Annotated in this window: 12 protein-coding genes and 1 pseudogene; 5 read left to right on the plus strand and 8 right to left on the minus strand. The window is 53.5% G+C overall.

Going from position 1 to position 12,863, the window contains the following annotated elements; genetic code table 11:
- From BLW29_RS13185 to BLW29_RS13195, 3 genes and pseudogenes are all read right to left on the minus strand, one after another.
- Nucleotides 1–306: pseudogene (locus tag BLW29_RS13185) on the minus strand (transposase); the annotation flags it as partial.
- 598 nt (nucleotides 307–904) lie between these two features.
- Entirely contained in the window at nucleotides 905–2,899 is a 1,995-nt protein-coding gene (locus BLW29_RS13190; protein WP_090980187.1) for an elongation factor G, read from the minus strand.
- 22 nt (nucleotides 2,900–2,921) lie between these two features.
- The gene (locus BLW29_RS13195; RefSeq protein WP_090980190.1) at nucleotides 2,922–3,434 is read right to left on the minus strand and encodes a metallophosphoesterase family protein; all 513 of its coding nucleotides are present in this window, start codon (nucleotides 3,432–3,434) and stop codon (nucleotides 2,922–2,924) included.
- Nucleotides 3,435–3,720: 286 nt separating this feature from the next.
- Here BLW29_RS13195 and BLW29_RS13200 point away from each other — a divergent pair, with 286 nt between their 5' ends.
- The 5 genes from BLW29_RS13200 to BLW29_RS13220 all read left to right on the plus strand — a co-directional run bounded on the left by BLW29_RS13200 (nucleotide 3,721) and on the right by BLW29_RS13220 (nucleotide 8,230).
- Nucleotides 3,721–4,191, plus strand: a complete 471-nt coding sequence (locus tag BLW29_RS13200) for a GNAT family N-acetyltransferase (RefSeq protein WP_090980192.1) — start codon at nucleotides 3,721–3,723, stop codon at nucleotides 4,189–4,191.
- 87 nt (nucleotides 4,192–4,278) lie between these two features.
- Entirely contained in the window at nucleotides 4,279–5,871 is a 1,593-nt protein-coding gene (locus BLW29_RS13205) for a plastocyanin/azurin family copper-binding protein (RefSeq protein ID WP_090980193.1), read from the plus strand.
- Nucleotides 5,872–5,881: 10 nt separating this feature from the next.
- The gene (locus BLW29_RS13210) at nucleotides 5,882–6,748 is read left to right on the plus strand and encodes a plastocyanin/azurin family copper-binding protein (protein WP_090980196.1); all 867 of its coding nucleotides are present in this window, start codon (nucleotides 5,882–5,884) and stop codon (nucleotides 6,746–6,748) included.
- 112 nt (nucleotides 6,749–6,860) lie between these two features.
- On the plus strand, nucleotides 6,861–7,433 hold the full coding sequence (locus BLW29_RS13215; RefSeq protein ID WP_090980198.1) for an RNA polymerase sigma factor: 573 nt from the start codon (nucleotides 6,861–6,863) through the stop codon (nucleotides 7,431–7,433).
- Entirely contained in the window at nucleotides 7,433–8,230 is a 798-nt protein-coding gene (locus BLW29_RS13220) for an anti-sigma factor (protein ID WP_090980200.1), read from the plus strand. The genes BLW29_RS13215 and BLW29_RS13220 overlap by 1 nt, the downstream gene beginning before the upstream one ends.
- Here BLW29_RS13220 and BLW29_RS13225 read toward each other — a convergent pair.
- The 5 genes from BLW29_RS13225 to BLW29_RS13245 form a co-directional block, all read right to left on the minus strand.
- The gene (locus BLW29_RS13225) at nucleotides 8,194–10,554 is read right to left on the minus strand and encodes a helicase C-terminal domain-containing protein (protein ID WP_090980202.1); all 2,361 of its coding nucleotides are present in this window, start codon (nucleotides 10,552–10,554) and stop codon (nucleotides 8,194–8,196) included. The genes BLW29_RS13220 and BLW29_RS13225 overlap by 37 nt on opposite strands.
- A 98-nt stretch (nucleotides 10,555–10,652) precedes the next feature.
- Nucleotides 10,653–10,865 (minus strand): cold-shock protein, encoded by a 213-nt coding sequence (locus tag BLW29_RS13230; RefSeq protein WP_090980204.1) that lies wholly within the window; start codon nucleotides 10,863–10,865, stop codon nucleotides 10,653–10,655.
- Nucleotides 10,866–10,942: 77 nt separating this feature from the next.
- Entirely contained in the window at nucleotides 10,943–11,143 is a 201-nt protein-coding gene (locus tag BLW29_RS13235) for a cold-shock protein (protein ID WP_025337122.1), read from the minus strand.
- Nucleotides 11,144–11,442: 299 nt separating this feature from the next.
- Nucleotides 11,443–12,480 (minus strand): ThiF family adenylyltransferase, encoded by a 1,038-nt coding sequence (locus tag BLW29_RS13240; RefSeq protein ID WP_371264718.1) that lies wholly within the window; start codon nucleotides 12,478–12,480, stop codon nucleotides 11,443–11,445.
- A gap of 104 nt (nucleotides 12,481–12,584) precedes the next feature.
- Nucleotides 12,585–12,860, minus strand: a complete 276-nt coding sequence (locus BLW29_RS13245) for a MoaD/ThiS family protein (protein ID WP_177186610.1) — start codon at nucleotides 12,858–12,860, stop codon at nucleotides 12,585–12,587.
- Nucleotides 12,861–12,863 lie beyond the last annotated feature (3 nt).

The following is a 12,863-nucleotide window of genomic DNA, read 5'->3' on the forward strand; positions in this document are numbered from 1 at the left end:
CGACGTCACGAGTACCCATACCGCTTTTGTACATCTGAATCACGGCTTCCTCAAGCCATCCATCCCGCCGCTGATACGGCTCAAATACTTGAGTCGATCTCGTGGAACCTCAAGCTCCTCAATGGCACCGTACTTGGTGTGCAGGCTGCGCTTGTAGTAACCGTTCCGGCTATTGTGCTCTTCGTCTGTGTTTGCCATAAAATGTTTAATTTCAGCTTTCATCAACGACTCCAAGTTATCTTTGACAAACTGGGTGACAAGATTTTCAAATAGATTAGAAAGCGTGTTTTCGGGTATTATATTCATCGGTAGGGTCCTTTCTCGGTGCGTGTCGTAACCCCGAGGATACCCTACTTTTTTTGTGCCCGACTAGGCCCAAATGTTGGTACACAAACTATTTTACGTCATCTAGTTTGGCCACTGAGAGTCGCTTTTCCCGACTCTCAGCTCCTTTTCCCCCTATTTTCGGCGGTGAGAGTCAGCTTTTACGACTCTCACCATCACACTAGGGGAACTTCCAGCTAGTTTGACCACCGAGAGTCGCTTTTCCCGTCTCTCAGCTCCTTTTCCCCCTGTTTTCGGCGGTGAGAGTCAGCTTTTACGACTCTCACCATCACACGAGGGGAACTTCCAGCTAGTTTGGCCACTGAGAGTCGCTTTTCCCGACTCTAAGCTCCTTTTCCCCCTGTTTTCGGCGGTGAGAATCGGCTTTTACGACTCTCACCATCACACGAGGGGAACTTCCAGCTAGTCTAACCGCTGAGAGCTCGATTTCCCGACTCTCAGCCTCACTTACCCCGGTTTTCGACGCTGAGAGTCCACTTTTCGCACTCTCAGCAGCCAGCAATCGGGATTTCCAGCTAGTTTGACCGCTGAGAGTCCACTCTTCCGACTATCTGAGCCGCTACCCGCTCAGCGCATTCCGCACGGCAAGTATATACTTCGCCTGATCGAGCGGGTTGACGCCGCGGCGTTGGCGTGACACGTCAACGTCCGGCGGGCATTCGCGGTAGCCGGCGAAGAAGGTCGTGAGCGTGCCGCGGCCTTTGGTCATGGAGCCCAGACGCGCCGGGAAGTCGAGCGTGGTCGCGACGGGCAGCGTGCCCTCCAGCTCCATTCGCTCTTGGCGCACGATAGGCGCGTCGAATTCGCCGCGCATGAGGACAAGCTCGTTCATGAGCTTGCCGCCGTACTCCTCCGGCACGGAGAGCCGAAAACGAAGCAATGGCTCCAGCAGCTTCGTTCCCGTGTTCGCAAGGCCGTTCATCATGCCCATAGGCGTCGCAATGACGAAGTCGAGCGGATGCGTGTGCCACACATGATGCTCGCCCTCGATCAGCGTGACGCGCAGATCCGTCACTTCCCAGCCGCGCAGTCCCTGCTGAAGCGCCTCCGGCACTCTCCGAGCGACCTCGTTCTGATAACTCTCCAACAATCGTTCGCCTCGAACAAGCGACTTATAGACAAGCCCGCTTCCCCGCTCACCCGGTTCGATCGTAAAACGCAGGATCGCCCAGCAAGGCTTCGGCATCAAATACGCGACATACCCTTCGCCAACCGAAGCCGGCGTTTCTTTATAGATAACCGACGGTGCGCCGAAGCTGACTTCGAGCTTAAATCGGCTCAGCAAGATGGAGGTCAGCACCTCCATCTGAATTGGCCCCATCACCTTTAAATGCAGCTCTCGCTCATCCTGCAGCCACTGCAGATCAAGCAGAGGATCCTCGTCCGCCAGTTCCTGAAAAGCCGCAACGACAGCCGGATACTCCGCCTCGTTCTTCCACTGCACCTGCACGGTGAGCAGCGGCACCGCAAGCCGTTTCTCTCCCGGCACTCCTTCGGGCGCGCCGATGACATCACCGATTCTTGCGCGGCTCCACCCATACACCGCCGCAATATCGCCGGCCTTCAGGACGCCGATATCTTCCGTCTTCTGCCCGGTCACTCGCCGAATTTGCGTTACTTTATCCTGCATGTCGCGGCTGTAATTAAGCACCGTATCGCGGTTGCGGATGACCCCTTCGAAGAGGCGGACATACGAGATTTTACCCATCACGGGGTCCCGTTCCATCTTGAAAATCACACCCGATACCGGAGCCTCCTCCGACCCGCTCGGCGCCGGCAAATACGTCAGTACCGCATCCATTAGCTCTTTCACGCCAATCCCGCGGTTCGATGCCCCGAACAGAACCGGAAACAGCGTGCTGCGATGTACGCCTTCGACAAGCACTCGCCCAAGCAGCGCATCATCCACCGCCTGTCCATCCAAATAAGCTTCCAGCAGCGACTCATCCTGCTCAGCAACCGCCTCCACCAGCATGCGCCGGTACGGCTCCGCCCACGACTGCTCACCGGCACCAATCACCTGCTCCTCCAACAGCACCGACACAGCTCCGGTAAACTCTGCTTCCGCCCCAACAGGCGCCGCGACAGGCACCACCTGACGCGATAACAATCGTTGCAGCTGTGCCAATACAGCCAGAGCATCGGCTCCAATGCGATCCATTTTGTTCACATAAATAACCGTCGGAATCGACAGATCGCGCAGCGCCTGCCAGATCACTTCCGTCTGTGCCTGCACGCCTTCAACCGCGGATACGATCAGCACCGCACCGTCCATGACTCGTAGCGACCGCTCCACCTCAGACAGAAAATCGACATGGCCTGGCGTATCCACGAGGTTAATCGGCGTATCTTTCCACGTAAACCGCGTCACTGCGGCACGCACCGAGATGCCCCGCTCCCGCTCCACATCCAGCCAATCCGTCTGCGTCGTCCCTGTATCCACGCTGCCCAGCGCGCGAATATGCCCGCTCTGATAGAGCATCTGCTCGGTCGTGGTCGTCTTGCCTGCATCGACATGAGCAAATATGCCAACATTACGCATCTTCGCACCCATAGCTCCCTAATCTCCCCTGCTGTCAGCTCTTATCGTCGTAATAGACATGATCGGCCGCCACTAAAGCGCCGCCTTCTATTGTAAAAATCCCAAACGAATACTGCATCTGCCTGCGTTTATCTGTCGGCGATCCCGGATTAAACAGCAGTACGCCGCTTCGCTCCCGAATTAGCGGAACATGAGAATGCCCGAACACGATCACATCCACGCTGCCCTGCTCGAAGGACCGATACGCATTCGTTTCCGTATCCTCGCGCTTGCCTGCCCCTAGATGACCGTGCACTAAACCGACCCGAAGTCCGCCAATATCAAGCACTTTGCGGTGGCCGAACTTGGCAATAATCTCATCGCCGTCATTGTTGCCTGCCACACCCTCTGTCCGAGCATACGCACGCAGCATATCCCATACCGATAACGTCATCCAATCTCCCGCATGCAGAATGGCATCTGCATCGTGAAGCTCCTTTATCAGCCGGTCCGGCAGCTTCTTGGCCATCCGTGTCATGTGCGTATCCGATACAACGACTACTTTCATGTCCTCCACTCACCTCTTCACGCTGGCATGGTATTACATAACACCGCCTGTGTCTTCCACCATGATCCTATTACTTTCATTATTGTGCAAAAGCACCCTCTATTCAACATGAAACAATTTTATTCCTGTAATCTAACATCAATATGCCGCATACGAAATATTTCGATCCCAAACCCATCAAATCCCATAAAAAACTGTCATACACCACCACTTTTATGTTAGATTATATTACATATAAAGCATTTACTTGCTCAACACAGTCGGGTTAGGAAAAGGAGAGAATGCTATGTTCAACATAAGGCGTTATTCCACCGCAGACCATGACGACATCTGGCGGCTTCATCTTCTTGTTATTTCCGCAGCAGGCGTAGAACCGACTCATCAGCATTATCATGATATTTTTCATATTGACGAGCAATATCTGGAGAGCGGCGGCGATTTTCTTGTCGGAACAGGTCAGAATGGTATCGTAGTAGCGATGGGCGGCCTGAAAAAGCTCGACAATGATACCGCTGAAATCAAACGACTGCGTGTTCACCCTCATTTCCAGCAGCGCGGCTATGGTCAGATGATGCTGACCAAATTAGAACAGAGGGCACAGGAACTCGGCTTCCGCCAGATTTATTTGGACGCTCTAACCAACCAACTAGGCGCCAAGAAGCTGTTTCTTACTAACGGCTACGCGCATCGAGGTGCTTCCGTCATCGACGGTTTCTGGATCAACGTGTACGAGAAATCGCTCATCGAAGCCAAATAAATAACAAATTTCATAAAATCGCTCAAACCGCTGGGCTTATCTCATCGTTACCTCCTAATAGAACGACTATTAGGAGGAGGAAGATCGATGAATAAAGCAAGAAGGTTTGGGCTTTTTTTGCTGACTTTAACCGTATGTCTGGCCATGCTGCTCCCTGTACTGAACGCCTCGGCAGCAGAGAGCTCCCCTGGGGTTACAACAGATGCGGACACAGCCGCTAAGCTCGGCCTGCTGTTAGGTGACGGCGACGGGGTTTCAGCCGCCTATCTCAGCAAGACGTCCACCCGCCTCCAAGCCGCTATTATTTCGTTACGTCTTCAAGGCAAACTCGCAGAAGCTCAAGCTTTCACAGAAAGCGGCAACTTTAAAGACGCTTCTCTCGTAAGTAAAAGCAATCAAGCTATTCTGGCTTATTTGAACGCTCACGCAGAGCTCGGCTGGAATGGTACAGGCAACGGTAATTTCAATCCCCTTGTTTCCATCACCGCACAGCAGTTCTATAAAGTGCTGCTAGAAGCGCTGGGCTACAAATCCGGCACCGCTTTCCAATACAACGCTACCTTCACGTTCGCGAAAAACAAAGGGCTGAAGAACATTGCCGCCGCATCCGAGCTGACCAATGCAGATATCGCCACAGCACTTGTTGAGGCGCTGAACGCATCGAACGCGAAGGGCGCTACCTTGTTTGCTCAACTGCAGCAGGCGAACGTAATTACCGCTTCTGCCGTGCTGCCAGCAGGCGAACACATCGGACTTGGAACCACAGACAAGCTAGGCTCATACTTAACCGACAGCAAAGGACGTACGCTCTACTTTTTCACAAAGGACGCTGCCAATCTAGAGTCCTGTCAAGCCGACTGCCTGAAAGCATGGCCGATTTACCATGCGGATCAGCTGCAAATTCCTTCATCCCTAAACGCAGCCGATTTCGGTATGTACATGCGTGCTGACGGCACCATGCAAACGACGTATAAAGGATGGCCGCTTTACTATTTTGCCAAAGACACGGCTCCCGGTGATGTGTTTGGGGAAGCTGTCGGCGGCGTATGGTTCGCTGCCAAATCGGATTACGCCGCTATGCTGGGCACGTCCACGAAGCTCGGCAACTACTTAACTGATGCGAACGGACGCACCTTGTACTATTTTGACAAAGACACAGCCGGCAGCAGCGTTTGTGAAAGTACTTGCTTGGCTAACTGGCCGGCTTATCTGGGTGCAGGCACCAAAGCCCCTACAGGTATTGCGAGCTCTGATTTCGGCGTCATTACGCGCACGGATGGCAGTAAACAATCTACGTATAAAGGCTTCCCGCTTTATTATTTCGTCAAAGACTTGGCACACGGCGATGTCAACGGGCAGGGTTTGAACAACGTTTGGTATGTCATTGATCCCGTTGCTTTCAAAGGTACAACTGCCAGTGCCGAAGTCAAAACCTATCACGTAGACATCAAAGAATACTCCTTCGGCACCGGTCCACTGACCGTGGAAGCCGGCTCGAAGATCGTCTTCACTAACTTCGACGATATGAAACACAATGCGGTTGCAATTGACGGCAGCTTCGACACCCCGTTATTGGCCAAAGGCGAATCGTTTACGATTACGATCAGCAAGCCGGGTACGTACGATTATTTCTGCGAGCCCCATAAGAAGTTCATGACCGGCCAAATTATTGTGAAATGAGTGACTTCGCATGCAGAGGAAAACGAGGAGTAACCGAGTAGGAGCGTCGTGGAACAAAGGATATCTGTTGGTCGCCTTAGGCTTGCTGATCTGTCTGTCGGTGTCCGCATGCAGCAGCAATACCAATTCTGCCGCTACAGAGAATCATGTCAATCACAATGAAATGGCGATGAATGACGCAGCAGACTCGCCCGGCTCCGGCGAGGACAGCTCCGTCAACTCCTCAGCAGACGACGATCCGGCAGCACAGCCGGCCCCTGCGACTGACGATACCCAGGTAGACGACAAGGGCGGTAACACTTCAACGAATAACGGCGGGACTGCCACGGCAACGGAGCCTAAGCCAGACGATTCTAACGCTGCGGCGAAGCCGGACGACGTCAAGGCAGATCCTAAGCCGGCAGCCGATGATAAAGGCGGCACGAAGGGTGATTCCAACGATGATGCCCATCATGATGATTCGAAGGCCACGACGCCTGCCGCCAAGCCATCGACGAAGCCTGCAACGAAACCCCCAGCAAAACCGGCTGCGAAGCCTGAGACGAAGCCGGATGAAGGCACAACAACAAAGCCTGATAAACCGGCAGCAGGTGCGGATAATTCAAAAGCCGAAGTGAAGAGCAAAACCTATGTAGTCGAGATTAAGGAGTTCGCTTTCACGGTAAGCAGTCTAACCATCCGCCCGGGCGATACCGTGAAATTCATCAATCGGGATAAGGTTAAGCACACGGCCACAGCGGACGATGGCAGCTTCGATACCGGCCTCTTAGGCCTCGATGAAGAGAAGTCCGTTACCTTTGATACCGAAGGGGAATTTTCTTACTACTGCGCGCCTCACCCGGCGATGCAGGCAACCATTATCGTAGCAGCGAAATAATAGTATCGGACAACGTTGTATAGGGTAGCCGCAGCTTAAGCGGTTACCCTCTCTGTTGTTAGAATGGTACATGGGTCTACATTATCGACGTCTGTTCTGGAGGCTTGCCGGTATGCACAATCTTGCTGATCATGAATTGATGCTGCTCATCAAAGCCAAGCAGCACAAGGCGCTGTCCGTTCTATACGACCGTTACGCGGCGCTAGTGTATTCGTTCGCACTGAAGTCGCTGAAGGATGAACAGTCCGCAAGGGATATTACGCAATCTGTCTACATGCGGCTGTGGACGACCGAGTCGGACTACAACCCGGATAAAGGCCGTTTCACCAGCTGGCTGCTAACCGTGACGCGTAATATGACAACGGACTGGCTGCGCAAGCAGCGGCGTATTAACGCTCCGCTTCTTCCCTATGTGCCGGAGGAGCTTGAGCGTATTCCTGATGCCGCCGTCACTTCCCCTGAGGAGAGTGCAGAGCGTCAATCACTCAAAGCGCAAATTCGCAGCGCCTACCGCCACCTATCCTCGCAGCAAATTATGCTGCTGGAGCATTTCTACTGGCAGGGATATAGCTTAAGCGAGCTCGCTGCCGCCTATAATCAACCGCTCGGTACCGTGAAGAATCGATTGCATCAAACGCTCAAAATATTACGCAGACATTTGCCGGCAGAAGAGGAGGGATTGTGATGGAGAAGAAAGATACAACGCCCGCATCCCCATGCGAGCTATGTCTGGAATACGTCTCCGGCGCATGCAACGAAGAAGAATCGCTCGCCTTCGAGCTTCACCTCCCTCACTGCGACGCCTGTCAGAAGGAGCTGCTTGAATTGCGCACAGCCTGGGAAGCACTGCCCGTCGATATCGAATGGATCGAGCCGCCCCAAGATCTGAAGCAGCAAGTAATGAATGCCGCGCTTGCCGCTCGTCCGGAGGACATTCTTCCCGACTCTGCAGGCAGCCATGTCGCGCAATGGCGTCCAAGAAAACCTCGAGCTCGCTTAGTCAAGTTCAAGCTGCTCCCCGGTCTGCTCGCCGCTTCCATTGCAGGAATCGTGCTGTTATCGGCGTGGAACATCCAGCTGCGGCATGAACAGCGAATCGCGCCGCTTCCGGTAGAGCAAGCGCTTCACGTATCCGCCGCTCAAATCAGCGAGCTTGTTTCGTTGAAGGCCCAAGGCCCGCTCGCCGGCAAGTCTTCCGGCGTTGCCTGTATTGTCGATAACGGCCAGAGCCGGCAGTTCGTCGTGTATTTATTCGGTGCTGCGGCAACCAAAGGCGCGGAAGCCTACCAGGTCTGGCTCGTCAAAGACGGCGTCCGCACGAGCGCCGGCACATTCCGCGTTGGCCAAGCGGATCGCGGAATCGGCCTGCTCGCGATGCCTATCGCGTCGGCGAAGCTCGATTACGACAGCATCGGCATTACCATTGAACCCGATGATGAGGGCAATCAACCGCGCGGCACGAAGGTGTTCGGGTCCATCTGATCCTCAGATGCGCGCAGCACACGATAGTTAAGCCACTCCGGCGGCAGAAGCCGGTTATAATGGGGCTGCAGGTAGCGGTCGTCAATCAACAGCAAGCTCCCGCGATCATGCTCCGAGCGGATGAGACGCCCGCCCGCCTGCAGCACCTTATTCATGCCGGGATATAAGAACGCATAATCGAATCCGTTGCGGTCTGTCCGGTCGAAGTACGCCTTCATAATGTCACGCTCAAGCCCGACTTGCGGCAGTCCAACTCCTACGACAACAACGCCCGTGAGCCGATCCCCGACCAGATCAATGCCTTCCGAGAAAATACCACCCATCACGGCAAAACCAACCAGCGTTTCCCCCGAGCCTTCCTGAAAAGCAGCCAGAAACCCTTCCCGCTCCTCCTCCGTCATACCCGGCCCCTGCACCATGGTCCTCACCGAACTCGAACCTGAACCAACAAGCAATTGATACTGCTCATACGCATCATTCATATAGGCATAGGACGGGAAGAAAACCAAATAATTGCCCTGCTTCTCCTGCGTCACCTTCGCAATGAGCGCTGCAATCGGAAATTTCGTACGCTCTCGATCCTGATAGCGAGTAGATAACGGAGCAATCGTCACTTCCAGCTGGTCCGCCGAGAACGGGGACGGAATGACAATGCTGTAGCTCCCCTCGTTCTCTCCTGCACCCAGCATATCCATGTAGTAGTTCAGCGGCATAAGCGTAGCCGAGAAGAAGACCATCGCGCGGTATCCCTTGCTCATTACCTCAAGCAGATGCGAAGGGTCTAAACAGAACAGTTTGGTGCGCATATCTCCCCGCAAGGACTCTGTATACGTCACGAAACGCTCATCATACAGCTCCGAGATGCGAACGAAGCTTTGACTCCGAAAATACAAGTCCAGCAGCTCCGGGTTTACGCTGCCACCAGCCGGCGAAAGCAGCTCCTTCTCCGCCGCAGCAGCAAATTGCTCCACTAAGCTCACAAGCGGCTCCGGCAGCGACTCCACCACCTCCTGCCGCTGTTCGCCGAGTGCTTTGCGCTGCGCGATGTAGTATTGATTGACCGCTTTGGCCGCTCCGTGAACATCGCCGTTTACCCCTTTGAATGCCCGCTGCATCTCCAGGAAGTCCGCTTTATTGAGGTCGCTCGAATACATTTCCCGTGCTCGGTCCACAAGATTATGAGCCTCGTCAATCAGCAGCGCCGTCTGCCGTTTCTGCTCCTCGAACATGCGCTTCAAGCTGACACGCGGATCAAACACATAGTTATAGTCGCAAATCATCGCATCCGCCCCATATGCCGCATCCAGCGCAAATTCGAATGGGCATACCCTGTGCTTGCGCGCATACACCTCTACCACTTCGCGTGTAATAAGCGTTTCGTTCGAACGCAAATCAAGCAGCGCCTCATTAATCCGGTCGTAATAACCGTCCGCATACGGGCAATGCTCCTTGGAGCACCGGACTTCCTCTTGGAAACAAATCTTCTCCTTCGCCGTCATCGTGACCACCTGCAGATGCAGCCCCTTCGTCTGCAGCAGCGCGAATGCCTCTTCCGCCGCCGTACGCGTGATCGTCTTCGCCGTTAAATAAACGAAACGCTGCAGCAGCCCGGCCCCAATCGCTTTGACGGATGGGAAGATTGTAGAGATCGTCTTGCCGATGCCAGTCGGTGCCTTAGCAAACAATTTATGGCCCTCTGCGATGGTTTGATAGACAGCACCCGCCAGCTTCCTTTGTCCTTCCCGATACGCCGCAAAAGGAAAAGCAAGCTCCTGGATACTGCGATTCCGGAGCTCTCGATGCCGTACCTGCTGTGCAGCGCATGCATAATAACTTCGCACCATCTCGTGCACGAACTCCGTAAGCTCCTCATAAGTAACTCGCTGCAGGAAGCGCCTCTCTTCCTCGCTCTCCACTTGCACATAGGTCAGCTGCACCGTGAGCTCCTGAAGCCCTCGGTCCTTAGCAATCATATAGGCGTAGCACTTCGCTTGCGCCCAATGAACAGGGTATGTATGGTCGATCTCCTCCGGCAGCCGTCCAGCGGTCGATTTAATTTCATCCACGATAAGGCCGCCATCTTCTCCCGCGATGAGCAGCCCATCACAGCGTCCATCAATGACAAAGAGAAGATCATCCATGACGATCTCCGCGCTTACATATACTTCCTTCTGATCTTGTTCGCCATATTGCTTCTGGATGCGTTGGTGCGCCTTGGTGCCTTCCGTCATGGAGCTCATGACATGGAAACCCGATTCGATATCTCCGCTCCGATAGGCATACTCCACCAATGCACGCACAGACAGCTGTATATGATCTCCCATGGCATCTCCTTTAGGCCAACCAAATCGAACATTTGTTCCTCAATTGTACCACCTAACCCCTTATCCGCGCAAAAAAAAGCCGTCCCGGGAAGGGACGACTAATTTTTCGAGCTTTTTAAAGAGTTGTTGTTGTTCAAGGCCGGAAGCATCTTCATGCTCTTGACCATAGGTGTATGATGCACATGGCAGGAAGGAGCAACATCGAAGGCGAAGTTATCACGCATCCAGCTTTTACAACCTTCTGTCTCACAGCTCCAAATCGCTGTGTTCTCTTCAGGGATATCCTCTACGATTTTCTTGCGATTATACAAGGCGCATCCCTCCCGGAATTATAAAAAAACTGCCCTCAACTTTCGTTAAGGGCAGTTTGTTGTTGTTCGCTATAAAACTACAGTTTTACAACGTTTTCTGCTTGTGGTCCACGGTTGCCTTGAACAACGTTGAACTCAACGCGTTGGCCTTCGTCAAGGGACTTGAAGCCTTCGCCTACGATTGCGGAGAAGTGTACGAATACATCGTTGCCGCCTTCAACTTCGATGAAGCCGAAACCTTTCTCTGCGTTAAACCATTTAACTGTTCCTGTTTGCATTAGGAAAACCTCCAAAATTAAATTAACATGTACTTTTTATTCGTTTTGCAAATAAAAAAATCACACATTGAAAAAGGTACCATCTGACTTTATGACAACCCTTTTCAATATGTGAATTCAGGTCTTTTCTCACTAAAATCATATTAGCATATCTATATACGAAAAGCAACGTGATTCCATTTCTTAACTGTTTCTTTAGGTTGCCTTCACCTGGTCACCTGCAAAGTGCAAGCTATTTCGCTTGCCCTCTGCTATTATGACCGTCACTTCCAGCTTCCATACTTAAATTTACAAAAATTTTATGAACCGATATATCGATCATAAAGCGATTGCGCGCGATCGAGATCTTCCGTTCCCTGCACGAGCACGCGTCCATCTGCGAACAGGACAAGCCGCTCCCCTTCCGGTAGCAATGCCTTGAGCAAATACGGATTCCGCTGCAGCTCGCAGGAGCGCGCAAGCTTCGCAGCCATATGCTCCAAGTCAAGCGCTCGCGAGCCGCTAATCTGAACGGTCTCCCTGCCGCACAACGTTACCGCCCCGCCGCCGCCATTCCCAGCCTGCAAGGATGGAAATTGCCGCAATCCGCAGGTTGGACAATTCTCTCTTGCCGGCGGCAGCTTCAAATCCATCATCTGATGCTGCCAAATCTCCAACGACAGCAAGCCCTGCCGCTGCGCGCCCGTCGCACCGACGATAAATTTGAGCGCCTCAACCGCTTGAAGAGAAGCGATGATATCCACGATCGGCGAGATGACGCCGACAGTATCGCAGGTGTCCCCGCCGCTGTCTCCCGCACCGAGCAGGCAGCGCAGGCAAGAGGTCTGTCCGGGGATAAACACCGCTGTCATGCCATGCGAACTGACGGCACCGCCATAGATGAACGGGATTCCCCGCTTGAAGCACACATCATTGAGCAGCAGTCGAGTTTGAAAATTATCCGTGCCGTCCAGCACGAGATCAGCGCCGGCAACCAACTCCTCCGCATTCTCGGCCGTCACATGTGAGACGATCGCCTCCACAGTTACGTCTGCGTTAATGAACCCCAGCTTCCGCTGTGCAGCAACCACTTTAGGCCTGACCTGCAGCACATCGTCCTCGTCGTACAGCATCTGCCGCTGCAAGTTGCTGCGCTCCACATAATCACGATCAATAATACGCAAAGTGCCGATCCCGGCTCTTGCCATATGATTAGCGATGACAGTGCCGAGCGCCCCCATGCCAACGACAACGACGGTTGCTGCCTCAATCTTCTGCTGTCCACTCACTCCGATTGGAGGGAACAGCATTTGCCGAGAATAGCGCTCGCGGTTATTGGATTGTTCGTCAAGACTCAAGACCATCAACCTCTCTTCTTGCCAATTAAGCCGCCCTTCATGCCGGATTGCAGCAGATTTAGGCGGCTCTCTATACCGTTCTATAAGTTATCGCAACCGCTCCGTTATCCCCCGGAAACAGCCTGCAGCACGCGCAGCTTATCGCCTTCCGCAAGCGGAATATCAAGCCGCTCCAGCCAGGCAATGTTATCGGCATTGTAGTAGAGCAGCACATGCTTCCGCACCTCGCCCTGCTCCGTGTACAAATGCACTTTCAGCAGTGGATATTCCTCGATCAGCAGCTGCAGTGCCTCCTGAAGTGTTCCCGCTTCCAGCTCGAACGAAGATCTGCCCTTCGTGCTGTCGCTCAGCAGAAGCGGCACGGATACTTGAATACGCACACG

Origin of the sequence: Paenibacillus sp. CF384, assembly GCF_900106745.1 — a bacterium.
Classification (GTDB): Bacteria; Bacillota; Bacilli; order Paenibacillales; family Paenibacillaceae; genus Paenibacillus_Z.